This window comes from Kosakonia sp. (assembly GCF_032104925.1).
Lineage (GTDB): Bacteria > Pseudomonadota > Gammaproteobacteria > Enterobacterales > Enterobacteriaceae > Kosakonia.
This window is the reverse complement of the sequence record NZ_DAMCGF010000003.1, coordinates 149,155-169,599: the sequence shown is the minus strand read 5'-3', so window position 1 is coordinate 169,599 and position 20,445 is coordinate 149,155. Positions and strand designations below refer to the sequence as shown.

Below are 20,445 nucleotides of genomic sequence, written 5' to 3'. Positions count from 1 at the left end.
GTATCTCCATGCCGGCTGCAACCGGCTATTTCAATCTGTACGCACATGACGAGCAGCCAAGCCTGGCACCGTCGTTACATTTCAAACATATTTCAGGCTCGCTGGTGGCCGGAGCCACCAGTTTCATGATCGGGGCAGGGACGAGCACTGGCATCGGCACGCGAAATATCTGCCGGCGCAGCGCGGCAATCTCGTCGGCCTGTTCCATGACGCGGGCGTGAAGGTCTTTTGCTTCCTCACGCCACCACCACAGATCCGCTTTCAGGCGGCGCTGACGCCGCAGTTTCAGTTTGCTGGGCATTAGTCGTCCTCGTCCCAGTCTTCATCGTCCTCGTCATCAATACATGGGAAATTTAGAAGGGGATTGGTTGCTGCCAGCATTTCACTGGCAGCGGCACGGCGTTGAAGCCTGCGCAGCGCTTCATAAAGCTCGAAAGCTTCGGTGCGTTCTTCGCCGATATCTAAAGAGCAAGCAACCCGGTGCGCAGCGGTAACGATATTTTCTAACTGGATGCGAATATCCTGGATAGTTTCCACCTCACACCTCCTGCTCAGGCGCTGCCTGGGTTTCCGTGAGCGCACAAGCTTCAACTGCTGCGGCATAAATTAATTTGATAATGTCCCAACCAATCGGAATTTCTTCTTCCCATTCCCCTTGGTCATCACAATCTTCACAGCCATCGCCACCACACTCACGACACGTAACAGTACGGAGAATATGGAATTCACCGGATAGCGCACCTTTTGCGCCGTTTGCCGCTGTCAGTTTTAGAGGCATAACACAGTAACCATCCGGCACCGTAGCGGCCGTTACAGGTTCAGCTTGCATGGCGGCGCGGCGACGTCGTAATTCTTTCAGCCATTGCGCGGTTTGATAGTCTTCGGACTCATCATTTAAATCGATGGCAAATAACAGAGCTGAATCATCCTCGTACTGCTCTGCTGGCTTAACGCTAACCGTTCGCGCTTCCACTAATGATCTGGCATCGCGCATGTCATCGCGCATCGCGAGCGCAACAGCCGTCATTGCTTCTTTCTCACGTTCCAGTTCAGCAATACGCTTCTTGTCGGCGTCACGCTCTGCCAGCAGGGCGAGGATGGCCGCAGGGTTGGAAGCAGCGATATATTTCGCGTCTTCCTCGCGCCAGATGCTTTGGCGGGAAAACCCCCACCAAACTACAGCCTCAGCCAGGAATTCTTTATCGCTGGAATCAATGCCATAGTTGCCGTCTTCACACGGTTTATCGTGTACATACCACGGGCCCGGAGTCGCTTTCTCAGCCGCCGCTTTCAGCTTCAGGGCCAGCTCGTCGTTGTTAGTCATCAGTATTCTCCCCAGCTATATGTTGAGGCGATCGGCCCGGGCTCTTCTGAGGCAACGAAGCATTCGACCTCCGGAACGCTAACAATGTTTCTTTTCTGAAATCCATGCTGGTCGGTTGAGTAAGCTACATGGCCAGCATCTGTCAGTCCCTTCAGAATCAGGCTTACTGTTTCGGCTGTTAGGCGGATCCGTTCTAACTGATATCTTTTGCGGTAGATAAATGCTTTCAATGCCTCTTCTTTCGTGTAGTGATAGCGAGAGCGATCAGCGCCTTTTGCGCAGCGCTTGATGTATCGTTTTTGGTCTTCCTTGCGCCCGCGCGTCCAGTAACTGACTACCTGCTCAAAGCTCATGTATGGAAAATCGTCTACATGCCAGAATGTTTTGTCAGTTTCACGAATGATTAAACGCTTCCAAAGAGTAACAATCGGTCGACCTTCGCTATCGTTGCCATCGTGAAAGCGATAGCAGTATTTCTTCTCTTCGCTCATGACTGTGCTCCTTCTCCTGCGTTGCCTTTCACCGCCCGCAGCGCAGCTTTGTAGCTGGCTTTCGCTGCCTTCTTGGTGGGGCACCATTCGCCCTTCACATCGACGCTGTAGTCCCAGTAGATGCGCGATCGGCGGAACATGCGGTACTCGTATTTCCCTTTGAAGCTGTCAACCGCGCGGTACTCATATTCCGGTAGCTGGATGCCAAGCCATTCACCAAACGATTCGCAAACTTCGGAGTGCAGGTATTCGTCATACCGGGTTGGCTTCTTTGGCTCAGGAAGTGCGGAAATAGCTACCGCCTGGCCTGCATCCGTTACCTGATAAACAACATCACCGCATGACCACTCGGGCGCAGGGGACGACTTTGCAAGTCCCCGCTCAACGAGTTTTTGCCACTCTGTGTTATCAGGGTGATCACCACATGCTAGAAAGTAATTGCGGTATGGTTCACGCTGGCGCTCATTGATGCCGAGGGCGTGTTGCATCAGTTCGATTCCTGTGCTCACGATTGCACCCCCTTCACCTGCTCAAACTCACAGATGGTTGCGCAACCTTCATCGGGGTAATCTGCGGTGGCTACGTGCAAGCCATAAATCTTTTTGCCGTCGCCATAATCGACTTCGCCAACAAACAAAATGCCGTCAGTAAATTCGCCGAACATATGCCCACCATCTCCGCAGTGGGCACAAACACCTTCCATAGCCTCAGCAGGGATGTGCAATTCTTGCGGTACAAGTACATAGCCTTCTGGTATCGCTGCGGACAAAGGCGCGGGTGATGGTGCTGACTGAGTACGAACTTGGGCGATGTATGCGAGGTTCAGCGCCTCAAGGCGGGAAGACAGCTCTTTAATGAGATCCGAATAAACACCGGTCTGCTTGATGCTGGTGGCGTAATTGTTGGCGGTTCTCACCAGCTCGATAATGGTCATTGATGCCAGTTGTTGTCTCATTGCGTTGTATCTCCTGTGCGCGCTGCAACGCGCCAAATTTAGGTTGCAGCAACCCAACCCATTGACATGGGTTAAGTCGCTTTTTTTTGCTATCGCTTGGCTTCGCCGCCGAGGGCAGTAATCAGGTCAGTGAGTAACTGGTTAAGTTCGCCGGTCATCAATACAAAGTCAGCATCAAAGCGTTGTGCGGCATCTTCACAGTCAATGTCATCGTTCTGGCTTATCAGCTCGTCGGAGAATTTGAGCCGTTTAATACTGAAATCGTCGCCAAGCACGAACTGAACGCGCTTTTGCCAGTCAAGAACCACTTTCGTTACCAGCTTCCCGGCGTCAAGGTGAGTGCGGATCTCATCGGAAAACAGATCCTGTTTTTTGAATCGCCCGATACCACCATCCTCCAGCACAGCTTTAAGCTCTGCCTCAGCGCCAAGCGCCAGGCCTGATGGAATAGCGCCGGAACGCACCCATTCAGTCATGGTTAATTCAGCCGGCGTTTCGAGAGTCAGAGGAAAAACCGGAAGCGACCCGAGAGTTTTACGAAGTAGCGCCAGCGCATCTTCAGCCCGGCGTGCGCTGGCTGAATCGACAATTACCAGCGCATTTGAGGTATTCACCCAGATCCGGACTGTTGAATTTTTGGTGAAAGCGCGAGGTAGCAGTGAGTGAAGCACATCATCGCGAAGTGAGTCTTTCTCGGTCTTCTTCAGACGGCGCCCCTGCTCGCTTTCAAGGCGGCTAATACGCTTGGTGAGTTCGTCTTTAACGACCTGAGGAGGTATTATTTTTTCCTCACGGCGGATAGCCAGCAGCAACTGGCCGCCAACAAAATGGAAAAGTTGATCAGAAATTTCACCCAGCGGAGATACCCAGCCAGCTTTAGCCATATCCTGGCTCCCACAAGGGGTAAAGCGTAGCGGTTCTAACTGCTTAGCCAGATCGGAAGTGTTCCCGTCATCGATAATTTGCACATCGCGGCTCAGGCGGTAGGACATAATATTTTTGAAAAAATGGTGAATCATTTTACGTTCCTCTTTGCGCCGCTGCAAAGGCGCTACGGGTTAGTATCTCCACACAACACAGGAGAGCACCTGCGGTGAGAAGCCGCCCGACGGGATTGGGGAATGAGCCGTCCCGGCGGTGATGCTCTCGTGTGTTGCGTAAAAAATTGCGGAGCCTTCACGGGAAAATAAGATCCGACTCCGCCAAACGATCACGTACTCACTGGTTTTTATGGCTTAACAACTGGGAGCGCACTCCCGCTTAATCACACCTGCCACCCATAACTGATGAGAGAAGGAGTGCGCTTTCATGTTGTGAGCCGGGATTCCACCGGCGCCCATCTGTTTTTTAAGCCACTCAGATATCGTCTGGGCTGTGCCGTCTCTTCCGGCTGTCATCCGGGTTGAACTCGCCCGGAACGAGATTGAAGGGTTGTAGCCCCTTACGGCATTCCGTTCTTTCCCGGTGTCACACCGAATCGCCACGATGGTGAATCGCTCAGGCCTAAGTACGGGGCTGGCTTGCACATTCCGGCTACCCGCTGGATCGGGATACTGTCAAAGGAATCCCCGGACCGCTAACGACGCATGTGCCATACGTCGTTGTTGCTTACAGGTACATTATGTACCGCATGGGTACATTGTCAAGCGCAAAAAAACCTGCCGGAGCAGGTTTAATGAATGGTTTAATTTTTTATCTTATTTCTTCGAGGCTTACCTGAAAAAATGACGGTTCCTATAATTGAGCAGTTACCGTTTATTTTCATGTAAGGCTCAGGCCAGTTTGGATTTAGCGCTTTCAGGTACTTACTTCCGCCATCCTCAATAAGTCTTTTGAAAGTTGTTTCTCCGGTTTCATGCATAAGAGCTATAACATCATCACCATGAGATGCAGCTACTTCCGGGTCTACAAAAATCATATCGCCTGGACTGTATTCAGTAATCATTGAATCCCCTATGACTCGAAGAATGTATGTCATAGGGCTACAAGCTACAGGGCATGGGTAGTTTTCCGTCACACTTAAATCAACCTCTGTATAACCTGCTTCTGTCCATGCGCCAGCTTGTACCCAAGATATTACCGGCACCAATGTGAATGTCTTATTGGTATTCGACACATCAAGCGCTTTGGAAACATTAGTGGTTTGATGTTCTTGATCCAGCCAGCCTGTCGGCAGGTTGAAACATTTCTCGATGTGGCGAGCCATATCATCGCCTATGTTTTTTGTTGCCCCATTCCCCATGAAGCGGCTTGTTTGAGTCGGGTCGCGGTCAATCATGGCGGCAAATGAAGTATTGCCACCCGCACCATCTCTTAGTTTCCGAGCGTTATCCCGGCGAATTTCGTTAATCGTTTTCATTCCAAAATTAAACATCGTGTACCTTATGGGTACAAGTACCTTGAGGGTTCATTATTTTCGTGTAATATGTACACAGGAGGTACATAGCATGAAAGACTACTGGGATTCACTAACCAAAGGGCAGCAAGGCGAGTTAGCCAAATGTGTCGGCTCAACTCCTGGTTATCTACGCCTTGTTTTTAATGGCTACAAAAAAGCTGGTTTCTCATTGGCTAAAAAGCTGGAAGAGAAAACGGGCGGTTCTATTACCAAGTCGGATCTGCGTCCGGATATTTATCCGAAACAGTAACAGCAAGTGCGCTGTTCGGTTACTACCAAAGGGAAAACAACATGGTAGAGCACAGTTTGAAAGAAGTGGTTAAGGCGATGTGTAAAGCCTATCCCGGTGGTCGTGAAGCGATGGCCGGTGCGCTTGGCATGACCGCCACGCAGTTCAATAACAACCTCTACGAGAAAAACGGTTGCCGTTTTTTCGAAGTGACAGAGCTGGAAGCGATGGAGGACTTATCGAATACCTCATTCCTGGCTGATTACTTTGCGAAGCGCCGCGGCTGTCTGCTGGTGGAAGTTCCAACCTTTGAAGAACTCGATCGTGTTGACCTTTTCAGCAGGGCAATGCGCACCGCAGCAGCACGCGGGCAGGTTGATCAGATTATCCAACAGGCACTGGAAGACGGGGTGATTGAACAGCATGAAGCAGAACTTATCCACGAATATCACCGCCGTCATATGGCTGCGCGTGAAGAAGAAGTCGCGGCCATCGTCGAATTATTCAGCCGCAAAAAGAAGTGACGCCAGCAGGTTGCAGCCTCTGGCGTCGTGGCGTGTCGATCGTTGTGGAGATACCTACGCATGAACAGTTTAAACCGATATCGGCCAGCTAAGCAATTTCGCTGCCCACCGCTGGTGGGGCGTAATGCACCGTTCGGCTATGTGGAAAGAGTACGCGGTACCGCTGACGTCCACAACTACCAGCGCGCCGCCGGAATGGTAGAGGCGTTTGCCACTATGAACGAGCAGGGGCGCGAAGAATGGCTGAAGTTAACCGGCAATTCAGAGACCACCGCGGAATCCCGGTACGGGTCATCCGCTGGGAGACAGAAAAGCAGCGCGTTATCTATCTTCGTGAAGCGCAAGGTTACGAGCATGAATGCTTCAGCCCGCTTGAGCAGTTCCAGCGTAAATTCAGAGAAATAAAGGACGACCATGAGCCAGATATTTGAAATCGTCCAGTCGCTGTCAGGGCAGAGGAACAGCATTACGATACCTGTTCCTTACCTCGACTTCTTTTCCGGCGATCAGCAGGCGCATGCGCTTGGGGCAATACTAAATCAGCTTGTGTTCTGGTCAGGTAAATCAGATCTGAATGATGGCTGGTTTTACAAAGAGCACAGCGAACTTGCTGCCGAAATCCGTGGTGTAAGCGAAGACCAGGTGCAACGCCTCGTAAACAAGATTTGCACCCGCTGGCTGCCCGGTGTGGTAGAGAAGGCACAGCGTCAGGTTAACGGCACTAAAAAAACGCATTACCGCATTAATGGTGATGCGCTGATAAATGCTCTCTTTCCTGCGAATCCAGTGGATTCCGCAGAATCGCGGAACGGGAAACGCGAAGTTGCGGAACCCATTACGCAGAATCGCGGAACCGAAACCGCAGATTCGCAGAACCCTAACCGCGAAGTCGCGGAACCTATTCTCTATACAGATCATTACACAGATTACCACAAACAGATCTCAAAACCCTCTTGTCAGGTTGCTGCGCAACCCGACCCGGAAGTGGCAATAACTGATTCAGCGATTGAGGTTCTTACCCATCTGAACCAGGTCAGCGGATCTCGCTATCAGAAATCACGTACGTCGCTGGAGCACATCCGCGCCCGACTGCGTGACGGCTACAGCGTCAGCGATCTCAAACTCGTAATCGACCTGAAGCATGAGCACTGGCACGACAACGACGAGCAGTACCAGTACATGCGCCCTGAGACGCTGTTCGGGCCGAAGAAATTCGAAGGTTACCTGCAAAGCGCCACTCGCTGGGCAGCAAAGGGCCGCCCGCTTCGCGAGACATGGGACCAGAAACGGGAACGCGATATTAATGCGATAAGCCGCCCTGATACAACGATTCCAGCGGGGTTTCGGGGATGAGATACGGATCCGTTTGCAGTGGCATTGAAGCCGCCACCGTTGCGTGGGAACCATTGGGCTGGAAAGCGGCATGGTTCGCTGAGATAGAAAAATTCCCATCGGCGGTGCTGGCAGAGCGCTGGCCTGACGTAGCCAATCTGGGCGACATGACCAAAATCGCCGCGGCAGTTCGCGCCGGAACAGTTGAAGCACCAGACATTCTTGTCGGCGGTACGCCATGCCAGGCATTCAGTATCGCCGGTTTACGCAACGGGCTTGACGACGCGCGCGGGCAATTAACCCTTTCATATGTGGAGTTAGCAGATGCCATCGACGACAAGCGCCGCGAAGCCGGTGAAGAAGAAGCAATCATCGTCTGGGAAAACGTTCCAGGCGTCCTCAGCAGCAAAGACAATGCGTTTGGCTGCTTTATTGCAGGACTTGCCGGAGAAGATAGCGAATTGCAGCCAGCAGGGGGTAAATGGGCGAACGCTGGTTGTGTCTTTGGACCATCGCGCGTTGTCGCCTGGCGAGTGCTCGACGCTCAATTTTTCGGACTGGCCCAACGACGCCGCCGTGTGTTCGTTGTCGCAAGTTCTAGAAAAGGATTCGATCCCGCAGAGGTACTTTTTGAGCTCGACAGCGTGCGCCGGGATACTCCGCCGTGCAGGGAATCGCAATCGGCAGTTGCCGCTGATGCTGGAAAACGCACTGAAAGCGGTAGTCACTGGGACAACCCAGCCAACCCGCACCCAACCCTGAACCAGTCGAACAATGATGGTGGTATTGGTGCAAGTAATCAGGAAATTTTCAGTCAGCGAGGCTCGGGGCTTGTATCAAACGCTTACTCAGATGTTTCCCGCACTCTTCTTGCCAAGGAGAATGACAGCACGGCAGAAGACCTTGAAACATACGTCGTGCACGGTACGCAAGATCCTGATATCAATAAAGAGCTTGCTCACACCATAGGCCGAAATCATGGGCAGGAAAATGCCTGTATCACCTTCAGCTATAAGGATCATGGAGCTGACGCAACAATTGATTTATCGCCAACTATTCGCGCCGGTAACCACGACACCAGCCACGCCAACAGCGGCCAGCCTCCGGCAGTCGTACATGCATTATCTGTTCGCCGGCTTACACCGCGCGAATGTGAACGCCTTCAGGGATTCCCTGACGATCACACTCTGATTGCATGGCGCGGCAAAGATGCTGCCGATTGTCCGGATGGCCCACGTTATAAAGCAATAGGGAACAGCATGGCGGTACCGGTAATGCGCTGGATTGGCGAACGCATTGCTGCTGCTTTGCCAGTTGCTGAACCAACCCCGCGCATTTACCAGCGTCCGTTCCTCAAATGGGCTGGTGGCAAGTATTCACTGCTGCCGGAACTGGATCGCCTCATCCCGGTTGGTAAACGCCTCATTGAGCCTTTTGTTGGCGGCGGCTCGGTGTTTCTCAACTCCGATAAGCATGAAAGCTTCCTGCTGGCGGACGTAAACGCTGATCTGATCAACCTGTACCAGATGCTGACAGTGGTTCCTGAGCTGGTAACCGAATGGGCTAAGGGATTATATGAAAAGCTGAATGATCTGGATGGCTTTATCGCGTGCCGCGAAGAGTTCAATGAGCAGAAAATGTCCGGGCCTGAGCAGGCCGCTGCCTTCCTGTATCTCAATCGCCACTGCTTCAATGGACTGATCCGCTACAACCGCGAAGGTCGTTTCAATGTCGGCTATGGCAAATACCGTGCTCCGTATTTTCCCGCCGCCGAGATAAACGCCTTCGTCTCAATGTCGCGCCGCTGCGTGTTCATGAATGCCGGTTACATCCGCACGCTGTCGCTGGCCAGTGATGGCGATGTCGTTTACTGCGATCCGCCATATGAACCGATGCCCGGTACCGCGGGTTTTACCAACTATGCCGCTGGTGGGTTTACGTGGGACGACCAGCAGGAGTTAGCGCGCTGCTGCGTTGCTGCGCATCAGCGTGGCGCCAGAGTGGTGATCAGCAATTCCACCGCGCCTCGCATCATCGAGCTTTATAAGGGGCATGGCTTCGACCTGCACCACGTCAGCGCCCGCCGCGCCATATCAAGCAAAGGCAGCACGCGCGAAACCGCAACCGACATCGTGGCCATTCTCTGAGGGGGAACCGTGAAAGAACGTAAACCACTGACTGACCGGCAGCAACAGGTGCTTAACGCGCTGGTGGATTTTCACAACATGCACGGCTACCCGCCGACCTATACCGAACTTGCGGCGCTGATTGGCGTCGCCTCGGGTAACGCTGCCTTTGAACACCTTCGCGCCCTGGTAAAAAAAGGCTACATCACGATCGCCAGCGGCACCGCGCGCGGAATCAAAGTGATTGGCGTAAACGACACGCTGGCGCTCGATGAAGCTGAAGAAGTGATCCGGGCGCTCCTGGATGGTGAAGACAGATCAGCTGATCTGGCTCATGAGTGGCTCAAACGCAGAGGGTCCGCGGCATGAAGCTGAAATTACCTTTCCCGCCGAGCGTGAACACATACTGGCGCGCCCCAAATAAAGGGCCGCTTAAAGGCCGCCACCTTATCAGCGCCGCCGGTCGCAAGTACCAGAGCGACGCCTGCGCGGCAATTATCGAGCAGTTGCGCCGTCTGCCGAAGCCATCCAGCGAACCAGCTTCGGTGGAAGTCATTCTCTACCCGCCGGACGTGCGCCGCCGCGATATCGATAACTACAACAAGGCGCTGTTTGACGCGCTGACACATGCCGGAGTGTGGGAGGACGACAGCCAGGTTAAACGCCTGCTGGTGGAGTGGGGGCCGGTACAACAGGGCGGCATGGTGGAGATTACGATCACTAAATTTGAACCAACAGCGGTTGCAGCCGCTTAAAGGAGATACGCATGCAACAGTTAAACACAGTGAATGTTTGTCCGGCAGTACATGCGCAGATCACCGGCACTATGATGTCGAGCCGTGAAATAGCGCGATTGGTCAATAGCCGTCACGCCGATGTTAAACGGTCTGCTGGCAGGCTAATGGCTGAGGATATCCTCAGTGCGCCGCTGGCGCATACCCCATACCAGAATGAGCAAAACGGGATGTGGTATGAGGAATACTGGTTCGATAAGCGCGATTCGCTGGTCCTTGTAGCCCGTTTGTCTCCGCAGTTTACTGCAGCAGTGGTGGATCGTTGGCAGGAACTGGAAAGCCAACAGGCAATGCAGGTACCGAAGTCTTTACCTGAGGCGCTGCGCCTCGCCGCTGATCTGGCTGAGCAGCAGCAACAGCTTAAACATGAACTGGCCGCCGCTGCCCCAAAGGTTGAGTTTGTGGATCGTTACTGCACCGCGAATGGCTCGATGTCCTTCCGGCAGGTGGCTAAGCTGCTTAACGCCAAAGAGCCAGATTTTCGATGTTTCCTGCTGGATAATGACATTCTTTACCGCCTGGGCGGCACGCTGACACCGCGCCACCGTCATATCGCCCTTGGCCGGTTCGAAGTGAAAACCGGTACCAGCACCGAAAACAATCATGCATTCAGCCAGGCACGATTCACGGCAAAAGGTGTGCAGTGGATTGGCGGGCTGTGGGCGGCACATATCGCGAAGGAGGGCGCGGAGTGAGGGCGCTGTTAAACCCTGTCGTCGTAACTGAGCTTGGCCTCGTCATGTTCCGTCCCGGCGTCAGCCTCCTGCCGTATTTTCGCCGTGGACGCATGTTGCTTGAGAACGAACCCGAGCGCCTGTCAGGTATGCCGAACGGTGAACTGCCACCAGCAGAGCAGCCGCTGGCGGAAGATCCTGCCCTGGCTGGCGTATTCGAAAATGAATCGGTATTACGCCGCGCTGGCGCCATCAACGGTCTGGAAAGCTGGCTTGAATCCGGTACCGGGTGCCAGTGGCCACACGAAAGCTGGCACGATGAGAACATGACAACCATGCGTCACGCGCCGGGCGCGATCCGGCTGTGCTGGCATTGCGACAACATCCTTCGCGAGCACAGCACCGAGCAACTGGCGGGAATTGCTCGCGCAAATTGTGCTGCATACATCCTCACGACAGCACGCCGTGAGCTTGGATTCGACGATTCCCATTCACTGACGTTGCCGGAATTCTGCTGGTGGTTGGCCCGTAACGGGCTTGCCGACGTGCTGCCGGAGGAAGCCGCCCGGCAGGTTCTTCTTATGCCTAAGCCGGTCATAAAGTCGGTAACGCGCGAGCTTGACCTGGTGCCCGGCATGCCGCAGGCGCGGGAAATCGTTGAGGAAGTGGCTAAGCAGGTGCTGGCGCTGCGTATCGATCCGGAGACGCCGGAATCCTTCATGCTGCGCCCCAAGCGCCGCCGCTGGGAAAACGAGAAGTACACCCGCTGGGTTAAAGCGCAGCAATGCATGTGCTGCAACAACCCGGCAGACGATCCCCACCACCTGATCGGCCACGGTAACGGTGGAATGGGTACAAAGGCGCACGACCTGTTTGTGATCCCGCTTTGCAGAGCGCATCACGACGCGTTGCACGCTGACACCGTGGCATTTGAAGAAAAATATGGCAGCCAGCTTGTGCTGCTGTTTCGTTTTTTAGATCGCGCGCTGGCCATCGGCGTGCTGGCGTGAAGTGGAGATAACTGATGCGTGATATGTATGAAGTCATGGATTTGTGGGGCGCGTGGGCTGCATCTGATAATAGCGGCGTAGATTGGCAACCAATAGCAGCAGGTTTTAAAGGGCTTTTGCCACATGGAAAAAAGTCCCGCCTTCAATGTGACGATGATGAAGGGATCATGATTGATGGTTGTGTAGCCCGACTGCGTAAATTTAAACCTGAAGAATATGAGTTGATTATTGCTCACTTTATCGTTGGGATATCGTTGCGCTCCATTGCTAAAAAAAGAAAATGCTCGGACGGCACGATTAGAAAAGAATTAGAAAAAGCTTTAGGATTTATAGAAGGCGTGATTTGCGCTATTAATTGATTTATAAGCCAGCATATTTAATGCTGGCTAATTGATAGATAAATCCAACGTAGTGCTTCAGTTGTTCTTGAAAATCAAAGGGAACACTGATATTGATGTTATTATAAATAGAGATTATTAGAAAAATGGCACCACCTACCAGCATAAATAAAGCCCATTTATCAATATTCCTTAATCTGGCTTTTGCATTTTTGATCTGACTTCTTAATTCAGCCTCAATTTGAGTCGCATTGTCTCTTACCTCTTTTCCTTCATCGAATTTGAGATATTTTTTGAATGCTGTATTTAGTCTACTATCTAATGAATCAAAAGATTCTCGATAAATATCATTGGCTGTTTTAGTTACGGACATTATTATCCATAAGCCTAAAAAAATTATCGCTGATTCTAGAATTCCACCTGATTTAACAAGTGCTCCAATGGCAATTAAGGCGCCAGGGATCGTTAGTGCCTTGTTCTGACTGGATGAAATATATTCGTTTATTTTACTCGTGAACTCTAAGCTTTTTTCGTCCAACTCGTTAAGTAATTTGTTTACAGAGAATCTTCTAGTGTAAATATCATAAAGTTCATCATATTTACGAAGTAGCAAAGGGCTTCGCTGTATCAATTCGAAGAGTAATTTTTCAGTTCCGTCGGCGCTAGATGTTACCTCAGACAGAGCTGTTCGTAACACTGCGACTCTTTCTTTGCTGTGAGGGTCGTTTATTTCAATCAATGAATAAAGTTTTAAAATTTCGTCATGACATCTTTTAGGCTGCTCCAGTTGTTGTAAGTCTGAGTTGTTTACAATTAATGGAATATCTAGTTTTGTCACGGAGTTTTCACTTGTTATGAAAACAATGGCTTTATTTGATTGGAAATGATCAGCGATACGTGTTAGAAGTCGTTTCCATATGAAAAATGAATTATATGCCCATATTACTGAGGCTGCTTCATTATCAACTGATGAAATGGCCTCCTTAACAATAAAATACATGTTGGGTAAGTTTTCAGCGGATTGTATTTGCTTCCAAAACTGAACGGTATCCATAAAAATAGGGCAATACCCATCTTTCCATGTATGTGAGGACCTGTTAACATATAAAACGTTATCGATTATGCAGTTAGTGGTTTTTTTATGTCCACATTTTTCTAATGCTGAATATATCTCAACATCAGTAACATTGCGGTTTTGAGACAATTCAGCGCGTAAATAGCCATCCTCATCTGATAGCTTACTAGTTTTTAATAAGTCCACCAGAATGTTAAATGGCGATTCTTTATCCATAATTTTATTCCTCGACCAAACCTTTTAATTCTGTAAAATCGGTATCATTTAATGGAAAGATTAGACACCTGTTTTCTATATCAAGTTTAACAGGTTTTGTCGAATTTTGGCTACCAATAGCCGTTTTTCTTACTTTGCATATAAAGTTTTTATTTTGATCGGAAAATTTATAAGATGTTGCGTTTTCAGCAGAGAAATTTGTAGGTTCGAATATGTCATCAATTTTATATTCGTTTGTATTTACAAAAGTCAAAAACTGCCCTTTTGATTTATGCTCATCTGGCAAGTGTTTATCAATTCTTTTTTGAATGGTTCGCAGTGTTACTGACTTGTCATTTTTATCTCTGGATTTGCTATCAAGATACTCTCTGATATCTTCTTCGATTTTATCCCTAAGTGGTATGGAGATTGAATTGGCCTCTGAAAATTTGTAAAAAGCGTTGAATAATTCATTAATACTTCGAGCGTTATCTACATCCTTTTTACATCCTAACGCATCTTTGAAAAAATCGCTTTTTGACTTACCTTGAATGAATCTTACATAAGATTCACTATCATTTTTAGGATAGCTTAATTCAAATAACGTTAAGTCGAATAATGCTGCTTGGCGTAATGCATCTGTATCGATAGGAGATAGCTGTTTAGGCGTAAGTACTACTTTTTCAAAATCAAATCCACCTTTTTTGTCAACCATTACAATTAGAAGTCTTCCTAAATCATCCTCATCGTGGGTGGTTTTATAGTGAATAAAAATTATATTGTTTTCGGTAACTCCTGATAGTTTTCTCCCGTCACTGCCGACTTCAAATTTTATTTTTTGTAAGACTGCTTCAACAAGTTTTTTAAAATTTATTTTTTTATCTATATATTTTCTCAGTATTGTTGGTATGGACGTTGGTAGGTCGTCCTTAGTAAGGAAGTTATGAAATTTATTTTTGTTCCTGAATTTGGATTCTAACTTTGTAATGAATGAGTTTGAAACTTCATTGTTTAAATTCCATAACCGACCAACTTTTGATTCAAGCTTTCGATTTTCATTTTTTTCTAGCTGGGCAGTTAAGGCCGAAACTGGAGCAAATTCATAAGTGAGAATCTTTTCTATTTCAATTTCGTAGCCGCAGTTTTCACATTTTTCAACAACATTTTTGTGCTCGTAGTCGCATTCAGGGCATTTAAACATCTGAAAACTCCTTGTATAGGTATTCTTTCTTTATCTGTTTTTTTAAGATAGTTCTTGTGACAATACAAAATAACTAACGCGTACGCAAAAACTTCCGTAAGCTGTTAAGAGTGGTCACTTGGACACGAACTTAAAACGATTTTATGACCTCGCTTCGGCGGGGTTTCCTTTTTGTGGAAATGGGCGGCTGGTGGGTGTTGTAGCACCCGACCAGCCATTCGCTCATGTTCAAGGTCACAAGCGAACCAGGGCCCACTGCTTTAGCGCAAAAGCATAGTGAGCCTATCAGAGTCCCGCTGACTGATCCATGAAAAATACTGTAAATTTAAACAGTGTTGATTTAATCAATGCTGACTGCCTGCATTACATCGCAACCCTTCCCGATAACTCCATTGACCTGATTGTTACCGATCCGCCTTACTTCAAGGTTAAGCCGAATGGCTGGGACAATCAGTGGAAAGGCGACGAGGATTATTTAAAGTGGCTCGATGGCTGCCTGGCGCAGTTCTTGCGAGTCCTCAAACCATCGGGCAGCATCTATCTTTTTTGCGGTCACAGGCTGGCGGCAGATATTGAACTGATGATGCGCCGCCGGTTCAGTGTGCTGAATCACATCATCTGGGCGAAGCCGTCCGGAAGGTGGAACGGCTGCAATAAAGAAAGTCTGCGGGCTTACTTCCCGGCGACTGAGCGGGTTTTTTTCGCCGAACATTATCTGGGGCCATACCGACCTAAAGATGATGGATATGAGCAGAAAGGGACTGAACTAAAGCAAAGCCTGATGGCTCCCCTGATCGAGTATTTCCGGAATGCCCGCGCATCACTTGGTGTGACGGCAAAGGAAATTGCAGACGCCACCGGAAAGAAAAATATGGTCTCGCACTGGTTCAGCGCGAGCCAGTGGCAACTGCCCGGCGAACCTGATTACCTGAAGTTGCAGGCGCTGTTCACGCGCATAGCGGCAGAGAAGCAGCAGCGGAGCGGGCTGGTTCAGCCACACCATCAGCTGGTGGTCACGTACCAATCGCTTAACCGTCAATACTGCGAGCTACTGGAAGAGTACAAATCGCTACGGCGACACTTTTCTGTTACCGCGGCGGTTCCGTATACGGACGTGTGGACCTACAAGCCGGTGCAGTTTTACCCTGGCAAACATCCGTGTGAAAAACCTGCGGACATGCTCAGGGACATTATCAAAGCCAGCAGCAGGCCGGGCGATTTGGTTGCCGATTTCTTTATGGGCTCAGGTTCCACAATCAAAGCAGCTTTGGAATTGGAACGCAGAGCTATTGGGGTTGAGCTTGATAAAGAGCGCTTTATTCAGACTTCAATGGAAATTAAGTTAATTACTGATCAATGATTATGTAGAGCCGAAAGTGCAGCGCTCCGGCTCTTTTTTTTAATTATGAATTTTCACGCATTTCCCATTTCTGCTTTATGTACCTCGATGCAAACTCTACCTCAGGGAACATAGTTCTGGAGTTAATGTTTAGTACGTCCAATTGTTCGAGGATGGTTTTTTTTGCACTTGCTGGTATAATTATTTTGCTCAATGCAAAACCTTTTCCGTTTGTGCCTGCAGCCTCGTATTTAAGGAGGCCAGCAGCTACAAATGCACCTGATTGAGCTATAACTCTACGGTTATTTTTGGCTGGGTGGACAAAGAAATATTTCAATAAGTCGAGGTGGTTTGCACTGTCTGTGAAATATGGTTTTTCTGCTCGAATGAATTGAGTTAAACGCTTCATTGCTTCTAACTTCCTGAATTCATCTTTCACTGATTCGTCAAAGGGTTTGTTGTTTTTAATGAAATTGGATATTGCATTTTTTTCTGAATCGGACAAGCGAGCTAGATTGCATATAAGACTTACAGTATCACTATCAGCAAAACGAACTCTCTCCTCTGCAAAGTCTAACAGCTGGACAACTCCGTCAGTTTCGTGGTGCTCTATTTCATCGCAAGCAAAATAAAGTGCAACTAGAGGGTTTAAGGAAACATCAAGAAGGCGCGTAGGCAGCCCGTAATGTTGGGCTCGGACAAGTTTTTCGAACATCAAGCGGTCTCCACTAAACTCTCCGGGTGCTTCCGTCATCAATTCACTAAAAATTTGCTTTTCGGCATCTTTACGTAAGCCTCGCATAACTGAAGGCTTTAATACCCAGCTTTTTGACGATTGCCCTCTATAGCACCTTATATGTTCTGGTGATTCTCGGTTGAATACAAGCGAAAGAAAAGAAGTTATGGAATCAACTTTTTGGGTTATCTGCATTTTTTCTCCATGAGGTATTTTGTTTCCTAAGGTTTTTAATTTGACTTTTTTGTTAATAAGTGAGTTTCCCGATCTAAAAGACAATCGCATAAGCCATTTTTTAGTATGCAGGAACCAATATCAGCTTGGGCGTGATAAAACGCAACTTGTGTATATCACGTTTTTTACAATAAAAACGCCTTGGTTTACTCGGAGGTGATAGAAATGTCCAACATGAGCAAATTAGCTTCTGTCTCTTTCTATGGTGCATCAGCCGGGACGGTGGCTAAGCCTTGGTGAATAGAGTGCCGGTAGCGTAGTTGCCGACATTTTTGTGGCGCTTCTCAAATCCGGACTCTACTGATATTACAAATGCAAAACCATGCTGGCGCATATCGGGTCTCACCAGCTCTGGCCTAATCCATCATCTTTAAGGCTGCCACCTGGCAGCCTTTTTTATTCCCCTCATTCTGAGAGGACTCACAGCATATACGAGGGGGCTAAATGTCCGAACCTGTTTCCGGTTCCGCTGCTGCGGCGAGCGCTTTAACCGGTGCCAGTTTGTATGGCTTGTTAACTGGCACCGATTACGGCGTTGTGTTCGGTGCATTCGCTGGTGCCGTGTTCTATGTCGCCACGGCTGCCGATCTGACGATTCTCCGCCGTTCTGCCTACTTCATCGTTTCTTACTTCGCTGGCGTGTACGGCTCCGGGCTGGTGGGTTCACTGCTGGCGAGCGTCACCCATTACAGTGATAAACCGCTTGATGCGCTCGGCGCGGTTTTGCTTTCCGCGGTGGCGATTAAGACGCTCACCTTCTTTAGCGAACAGGATCCCCTGTCGCTGCTGCAAAGGTGGCGGGGAGGGACAAATGGTAACAAGTGATCCGCTGGTACTGACCAACGTGGTGACCAGTACCGCTATCGTTCTGCGCCTGATGATGTTTCGTAAGCCAGGTGGGCGACACAACTGGTGGGCGTCATGGCTGGCTTATCTGATTATCCTGGCTTACGCCACGGTGCCATTCCGTTTCATGTTCAATTTCTATTTCCATGCCCACTGGGCAACCGTGCTGATGAATCTCATCATCTGCGCTGCTGTATTCGCGGCGCGCGGTAACGTAGCCCGGATTTTTCACGTACTGAGGCCAGAATAATGCAAATCAGCGATAAGGGCATTACGCTCATCAAACAGTTTGAAGGTCTGCGGCTGACGGCATATCAGGACAGCGTCGGCGTGTGGACGATAGGCTACGGCTGGACGCAGCCGGTGGACGGGAAACCGATCCGCGCCGGGATGACCATCAAAGAGGAAACAGCTGAACGTCTGTTGCGTACCGGGCTGGTGAGCTACGAGAGCGATGTATCGAAGCTGGTGAAAGTGAAACTGACGCAGGGTCAGTTCGATGCGCTGGTTGCTTTCGCCTACAACCTCGGCGCCCGGGCGCTTTCCACATCGACGCTGCTGAAGAAGCTAAATGCAGGTGATTACCGCGGCGCCGCCGACGAGTTCTTACGCTGGAACAAAGCTGGCGGGCAGGTGCTGGCTGGTCTTACCCGACGCCGAGAGGCAGAGCGTGCGTTATTCCTGGATGGCGCGTGATGAATCGCATAACTGCTATTGCATCAATTGTGGCGGTAGTCGTTATTGCCGTTCTTGCAGTGCTGCTGGCGTTTGCAAAAGCTGACCTGTCCACTGCCGAAAGCGATAACCGCGTCCTTAAGAGCGACAACGCATTACAGGGGCAGGTGATTGCCACGCAGGCATTCAACGTGAACCGGTTTAACCAGGTGGCGCAACAGGCAGCCAGTGCAAACGCCGTGGTAGCTGGTGATTCCGAAAAAACAGTTATTGAATACCGGGAGATTCTTCGCCGTGAGAAAACCTGTGATCTGCCTGTTCCTGCTGACATTGCTCGCGGGTTGCTCGAGTACGCCTACCGTTTACGTGCCAGCGCAATGCACGCCGATTCCGGCCAGCCTGACACAGCCGATGGTAGTGCCGTTGCCACCGGCGGGATAACGTATTGTCAGGCCGTGCTGTGGATTCGGCCGCTGCTTTCAACTATCGAGCAGGGCAATAACAACCTTGCCGGTATCCGGAATATTGAGAGCCAGAGGCAGCAATAAAAACAGCCCTCCGAAGAGGGCTAATGGAGAAATATTTCGTTTATCTGATAGGTTCAAGCATTGACTAACGCTCATCCCTGAGCGTTTCCCTGGTGTGGGTAGGAGCCACGTTAGGGTTATTTAAACGTGGCACATAATGCCAGGTTGGCAAGCGTAAGCGGTAGCTAATAAGAGTAATCCTGGCTTTCCCTTCAGAGAACGAATCGCCACCATCACCGGGCAAGTGAACTACTTGCAGGACTACATCAGGCAACAATGTTTGAAATAGCCGAACTAAAAATCTCGAATTTTTTACCAAAAGCAGTTCTGATATGACTCAACTTATTATTTGTATTAGTAAACTAAAAAAATGATCTCTGCTGATACTGTGTGATAAATTGAAAAACTGGTGTTAAAATCTTCTTTTTATGTGGAGAAAGGTAAATGAAAAGAGGAGTTGTTGCTTCACCAGTGAGTATAGAAGTGTTGGATACAGGCGGCTTCAGAACGACAGGTGGCCTGAGTCGTGCGGATGTGAATTACTACTCTTTATACTGGGATAAAGTAGTGATCCCTGGTTCGAGAGAAATATATTTTTCTTTAGAGGAAGAGGAGTCTTTATTAAGGTTGGGGGTTGTTGAGCGTCCTCGGGTATCCATTGGTATGAATACCGATAATTACGTTCATGCTTTCCCAATTCAGCAATTACGTATTTATGAAGAGTTGCAGTCCAAAGTTGGGGAGTACAATTGGTATTTGCACCAGATAGGTAACAAATTAGCTTTGCCGTTTACTGAAGATAAGCTTAGAAACCTTCAATTTGAACTTTTTAATGCTCTTCCTGTACCGGATGGTAATGTAAAACCTGAGGAAATTTTAGAATTTAAATATAAAAATGCGGATTATTTTATATCGTTCCATAATTACTTAGATGAACTTTATGCTGATGTCGCGTACGCCCCTGATGAGCCACTTTTTCAGAAAAAAGCTTATGATAAATTTAACACTGCACTAGCTGATATTAATACGATTAGCGAAATTAATAAAAAATTTTTCTGGCAAAGGTATAATTTAAAAATTGAAATGCCGAATTCAAAAGAGTTTGTTGCAACCGTTTTGGGTGCTCTGACTGCTGCTGCGGATACATCTAACCCATTAGTGACAAGTTTGGGTCTTTTGACGGCGGGTGTCGGTTTAATAAAAATAAATGATAAATATGAAAAAACCTTAAAATCTACAAATGACGAAGCAAATTTAGTATATCTTGCTGAGGCATATAAACATAATATCTTAAAATAAATGCAATTTTTTAGCCTCGTTATACGGGGCTTTTTATTGCGCTTCGCATGCGCTAATCAATCGAAAGTCTTTCAGTCGTGAGCCTGGGGAAAGCTGTTTTCTCGGGCGGCTGTCCCATGCGAC

General features: G+C 49.0%; 27 protein-coding genes. 16 read left to right on the top strand and 11 right to left on the bottom strand.

What is annotated here, in order from left to right:
* Positions 1 to 25: 25 nt before the first annotated feature.
* The 8 genes from RT644_RS07010 to RT644_RS06975 form a co-directional block, all read right to left on the bottom strand.
* A complete protein-coding gene (locus RT644_RS07010; protein WP_313626255.1) occupies positions 26 to 301 on the bottom strand; it encodes a hypothetical protein in 276 nt (91 codons plus the stop codon).
* Positions 301 to 537, bottom strand: a complete 237-nt coding sequence (locus RT644_RS07005; protein WP_313626254.1) for a hypothetical protein — start codon at positions 535 to 537, stop codon at positions 301 to 303. Before RT644_RS07005 ends, RT644_RS07010 begins: the two co-directional genes overlap by 1 nt.
* 1 nt (position 538) lies before the next feature.
* On the bottom strand, positions 539 to 1,324 hold the full coding sequence (locus tag RT644_RS07000; protein WP_313626253.1) for an ead/Ea22-like family protein: 786 nt from the start codon (positions 1,322 to 1,324) through the stop codon (positions 539 to 541).
* Positions 1,324 to 1,815: a hypothetical protein gene (locus tag RT644_RS06995; RefSeq protein WP_313626252.1), complete on the bottom strand. Its 492-nt coding sequence runs from the start codon at positions 1,813 to 1,815 to the stop codon at positions 1,324 to 1,326. The genes RT644_RS07000 and RT644_RS06995 overlap by 1 nt, the downstream gene beginning before the upstream one ends.
* Positions 1,812 to 2,324 carry a hypothetical protein gene (locus tag RT644_RS06990; RefSeq protein WP_313626251.1) on the bottom strand — a complete coding sequence of 171 codons (513 nt, stop codon included), beginning with the start codon at positions 2,322 to 2,324 and terminating at the stop codon, positions 1,812 to 1,814. The genes RT644_RS06995 and RT644_RS06990 overlap by 4 nt, the downstream gene beginning before the upstream one ends.
* Positions 2,321 to 2,770: a hypothetical protein gene (locus RT644_RS06985; RefSeq protein WP_313626250.1), complete on the bottom strand. Its 450-nt coding sequence runs from the start codon at positions 2,768 to 2,770 to the stop codon at positions 2,321 to 2,323. The genes RT644_RS06990 and RT644_RS06985 overlap by 4 nt, the downstream gene beginning before the upstream one ends.
* An 89-nt stretch (positions 2,771 to 2,859) precedes the next feature.
* Positions 2,860 to 3,789: a recombination-associated protein RdgC gene (gene rdgC, locus RT644_RS06980; RefSeq protein ID WP_313626249.1), complete on the bottom strand. Its 930-nt coding sequence runs from the start codon at positions 3,787 to 3,789 to the stop codon at positions 2,860 to 2,862.
* A gap of 665 nt (positions 3,790 to 4,454) precedes the next feature.
* Positions 4,455 to 5,129 (bottom strand): LexA family protein, encoded by a 675-nt coding sequence (locus RT644_RS06975; RefSeq protein ID WP_313626429.1) that lies wholly within the window; start codon positions 5,127 to 5,129, stop codon positions 4,455 to 4,457.
* An 88-nt stretch (positions 5,130 to 5,217) separates the two neighbouring features.
* On the opposite strand from RT644_RS06975, the gene RT644_RS06970 reads away from it, so the two are divergent.
* The 10 genes from RT644_RS06970 (at position 5,218) to RT644_RS06925 (ending at position 12,216) form a co-directional block, all read left to right on the top strand.
* Entirely contained in the window at positions 5,218 to 5,418 is a 201-nt protein-coding gene (locus RT644_RS06970; RefSeq protein WP_249881018.1) for a transcriptional regulator, read from the top strand.
* A gap of 41 nt (positions 5,419 to 5,459) precedes the next feature.
* Entirely contained in the window at positions 5,460 to 5,921 is a 462-nt protein-coding gene (locus RT644_RS06965; RefSeq protein ID WP_313626248.1) for a YmfL family putative regulatory protein, read from the top strand.
* A gap of 239 nt (positions 5,922 to 6,160) precedes the next feature.
* The gene (locus RT644_RS06960) at positions 6,161 to 6,352 is read left to right on the top strand and encodes a DUF4222 domain-containing protein (protein ID WP_313626247.1); all 192 of its coding nucleotides are present in this window, start codon (positions 6,161 to 6,163) and stop codon (positions 6,350 to 6,352) included.
* A complete protein-coding gene (locus RT644_RS06955) occupies positions 6,336 to 7,274 on the top strand; it encodes a conserved phage C-terminal domain-containing protein (protein ID WP_313626246.1) in 939 nt (312 codons plus the stop codon). Before RT644_RS06960 ends, RT644_RS06955 begins: the two co-directional genes overlap by 17 nt.
* Positions 7,271 to 9,400, top strand: coding sequence for a Dam family site-specific DNA-(adenine-N6)-methyltransferase (locus tag RT644_RS06950; protein ID WP_313626245.1), 2,130 nt, complete (start codon positions 7,271 to 7,273; stop codon positions 9,398 to 9,400). The genes RT644_RS06955 and RT644_RS06950 overlap by 4 nt, the downstream gene beginning before the upstream one ends.
* A 9-nt stretch (positions 9,401 to 9,409) precedes the next feature.
* Positions 9,410 to 9,748 carry a LexA family transcriptional regulator gene (locus RT644_RS06945; RefSeq protein ID WP_313626244.1) on the top strand — a complete coding sequence of 113 codons (339 nt, stop codon included), beginning with the start codon at positions 9,410 to 9,412 and terminating at the stop codon, positions 9,746 to 9,748.
* Complete coding sequence (locus RT644_RS06940; RefSeq protein WP_313626243.1) at positions 9,745 to 10,134, top strand: RusA family crossover junction endodeoxyribonuclease; 390 nt, start codon at positions 9,745 to 9,747, stop codon at positions 10,132 to 10,134. Before RT644_RS06945 ends, RT644_RS06940 begins: the two co-directional genes overlap by 4 nt.
* Positions 10,135 to 10,205: 71 nt before the next feature.
* Positions 10,206 to 10,868 (top strand): phage antirepressor KilAC domain-containing protein, encoded by a 663-nt coding sequence (locus RT644_RS06935; RefSeq protein ID WP_313626428.1) that lies wholly within the window; start codon positions 10,206 to 10,208, stop codon positions 10,866 to 10,868.
* Positions 10,865 to 11,857: a DUF968 domain-containing protein gene (locus RT644_RS06930; RefSeq protein ID WP_313626242.1), complete on the top strand. Its 993-nt coding sequence runs from the start codon at positions 10,865 to 10,867 to the stop codon at positions 11,855 to 11,857. Before RT644_RS06935 ends, RT644_RS06930 begins: the two co-directional genes overlap by 4 nt.
* A 14-nt stretch (positions 11,858 to 11,871) precedes the next feature.
* Positions 11,872 to 12,216: an antiterminator Q family protein gene (locus RT644_RS06925; protein ID WP_313626241.1), complete on the top strand. Its 345-nt coding sequence runs from the start codon at positions 11,872 to 11,874 to the stop codon at positions 12,214 to 12,216.
* Position 12,217: 1 nt separating this feature from the next.
* Here the strand turns inward: RT644_RS06925 and RT644_RS06920 are convergent, their stop codons facing one another.
* Both RT644_RS06920 and RT644_RS06915 read right to left on the bottom strand, forming a co-directional pair.
* Positions 12,218 to 13,486 carry a hypothetical protein gene (locus RT644_RS06920; protein ID WP_313626240.1) on the bottom strand — a complete coding sequence of 423 codons (1,269 nt, stop codon included), beginning with the start codon at positions 13,484 to 13,486 and terminating at the stop codon, positions 12,218 to 12,220.
* A gap of 4 nt (positions 13,487 to 13,490) precedes the next feature.
* Positions 13,491 to 14,666 (bottom strand): nucleoid-associated protein, encoded by a 1,176-nt coding sequence (locus RT644_RS06915; protein ID WP_313626239.1) that lies wholly within the window; start codon positions 14,664 to 14,666, stop codon positions 13,491 to 13,493.
* A 307-nt stretch (positions 14,667 to 14,973) separates the two neighbouring features.
* On the opposite strand from RT644_RS06915, the gene RT644_RS06910 reads away from it, so the two are divergent.
* Complete coding sequence (locus tag RT644_RS06910) at positions 14,974 to 16,026, top strand: site-specific DNA-methyltransferase (protein ID WP_313626238.1); 1,053 nt, start codon at positions 14,974 to 14,976, stop codon at positions 16,024 to 16,026.
* Positions 16,027 to 16,069: 43 nt separating this feature from the next.
* Here RT644_RS06910 and RT644_RS06905 read toward each other — a convergent pair whose 3' ends face one another.
* Positions 16,070 to 16,936, bottom strand: coding sequence for an FRG domain-containing protein (locus tag RT644_RS06905; RefSeq protein ID WP_313626237.1), 867 nt, complete (start codon positions 16,934 to 16,936; stop codon positions 16,070 to 16,072).
* Positions 16,937 to 17,419: 483 nt separating this feature from the next.
* On the opposite strand from RT644_RS06905, the gene RT644_RS06900 reads away from it, so the two are divergent.
* The 5 genes from RT644_RS06900 (at position 17,420) to RT644_RS06880 (ending at position 20,322) form a co-directional block, all read left to right on the top strand.
* On the top strand, positions 17,420 to 17,800 hold the full coding sequence (locus RT644_RS06900) for a phage holin family protein (protein WP_313626236.1): 381 nt from the start codon (positions 17,420 to 17,422) through the stop codon (positions 17,798 to 17,800).
* A complete protein-coding gene (locus RT644_RS06895; protein ID WP_032668529.1) occupies positions 17,787 to 18,071 on the top strand; it encodes a phage holin family protein in 285 nt (94 codons plus the stop codon). Before RT644_RS06900 ends, RT644_RS06895 begins: the two co-directional genes overlap by 14 nt.
* Positions 18,068 to 18,517: a lysozyme gene (locus tag RT644_RS06890; protein ID WP_313626427.1), complete on the top strand. Its 450-nt coding sequence runs from the start codon at positions 18,068 to 18,070 to the stop codon at positions 18,515 to 18,517. The genes RT644_RS06895 and RT644_RS06890 overlap by 4 nt, the downstream gene beginning before the upstream one ends.
* Complete coding sequence (locus tag RT644_RS06885; RefSeq protein WP_313626235.1) at positions 18,517 to 19,044, top strand: hypothetical protein; 528 nt, start codon at positions 18,517 to 18,519, stop codon at positions 19,042 to 19,044. The genes RT644_RS06890 and RT644_RS06885 overlap by 1 nt, the downstream gene beginning before the upstream one ends.
* Before the next feature lie 423 nt (positions 19,045 to 19,467).
* Positions 19,468 to 20,322, top strand: coding sequence for a DUF6236 family protein (locus RT644_RS06880; RefSeq protein WP_313626234.1), 855 nt, complete (start codon positions 19,468 to 19,470; stop codon positions 20,320 to 20,322).
* The last annotated feature ends 123 nt before the right edge of the window (positions 20,323 to 20,445 follow it).

Bases quoted from the DNA above. Each gene is read 5' to 3' on its own strand.
- RT644_RS06995 (WP_313626252.1), bottom strand. From the start codon at position 1,815: ATGAGCGAAGAGAAGAAATACTGCTATCGCTTTCACGATGGCAACGAT.
- RT644_RS06970 (WP_249881018.1), top strand. From the start codon at position 5,218: ATGAAAGACTACTGGGATTCACTAACCAAAGGGCAGCAAGGCGAGTTA.
- RT644_RS06965 (WP_313626248.1), top strand. From the start codon at position 5,460: ATGGTAGAGCACAGTTTGAAAGAAGTGGTTAAGGCGATGTGTAAAGCC.
- RT644_RS06920 (WP_313626240.1), bottom strand. From the start codon at position 13,486: ATGGATAAAGAATCGCCATTTAACATTCTGGTGGACTTATTAAAAACT.
- RT644_RS06940 (WP_313626243.1), top strand. From the start codon at position 9,745: ATGAAGCTGAAATTACCTTTCCCGCCGAGCGTGAACACATACTGGCGC.
- RT644_RS07010 (WP_313626255.1), bottom strand. From the start codon at position 301: ATGCCCAGCAAACTGAAACTGCGGCGTCAGCGCCGCCTGAAAGCGGAT.
- RT644_RS06905 (WP_313626237.1), bottom strand. From the start codon at position 16,936: ATGCAGATAACCCAAAAAGTTGATTCCATAACTTCTTTTCTTTCGCTT.
- RT644_RS06910 (WP_313626238.1), top strand. From the start codon at position 14,974: ATGAAAAATACTGTAAATTTAAACAGTGTTGATTTAATCAATGCTGAC.
- RT644_RS06900 (WP_313626236.1), top strand. From the start codon at position 17,420: ATGTCCGAACCTGTTTCCGGTTCCGCTGCTGCGGCGAGCGCTTTAACC.
- RT644_RS06950 (WP_313626245.1), top strand. From the start codon at position 7,271: ATGAGATACGGATCCGTTTGCAGTGGCATTGAAGCCGCCACCGTTGCG.
- RT644_RS06885 (WP_313626235.1), top strand. From the start codon at position 18,517: ATGAATCGCATAACTGCTATTGCATCAATTGTGGCGGTAGTCGTTATT.
- RT644_RS06925 (WP_313626241.1), top strand. From the start codon at position 11,872: ATGCGTGATATGTATGAAGTCATGGATTTGTGGGGCGCGTGGGCTGCA.
- rdgC (WP_313626249.1), bottom strand. From the start codon at position 3,789: ATGATTCACCATTTTTTCAAAAATATTATGTCCTACCGCCTGAGCCGC.
- RT644_RS06955 (WP_313626246.1), top strand. From the start codon at position 6,336: ATGAGCCAGATATTTGAAATCGTCCAGTCGCTGTCAGGGCAGAGGAAC.
- RT644_RS06880 (WP_313626234.1), top strand. From the start codon at position 19,468: ATGAAAAGAGGAGTTGTTGCTTCACCAGTGAGTATAGAAGTGTTGGAT.
- RT644_RS07000 (WP_313626253.1), bottom strand. From the start codon at position 1,324: ATGACTAACAACGACGAGCTGGCCCTGAAGCTGAAAGCGGCGGCTGAG.
- RT644_RS06915 (WP_313626239.1), bottom strand. From the start codon at position 14,666: ATGTTTAAATGCCCTGAATGCGACTACGAGCACAAAAATGTTGTTGAA.
- RT644_RS06935 (WP_313626428.1), top strand. From the start codon at position 10,206: ATGATGTCGAGCCGTGAAATAGCGCGATTGGTCAATAGCCGTCACGCC.
- RT644_RS06960 (WP_313626247.1), top strand. From the start codon at position 6,161: ATGGCTGAAGTTAACCGGCAATTCAGAGACCACCGCGGAATCCCGGTA.
- RT644_RS06895 (WP_032668529.1), top strand. From the start codon at position 17,787: ATGGTAACAAGTGATCCGCTGGTACTGACCAACGTGGTGACCAGTACC.
- RT644_RS06975 (WP_313626429.1), bottom strand. From the start codon at position 5,129: ATGAAAACGATTAACGAAATTCGCCGGGATAACGCTCGGAAACTAAGA.
- RT644_RS06985 (WP_313626250.1), bottom strand. From the start codon at position 2,770: ATGAGACAACAACTGGCATCAATGACCATTATCGAGCTGGTGAGAACC.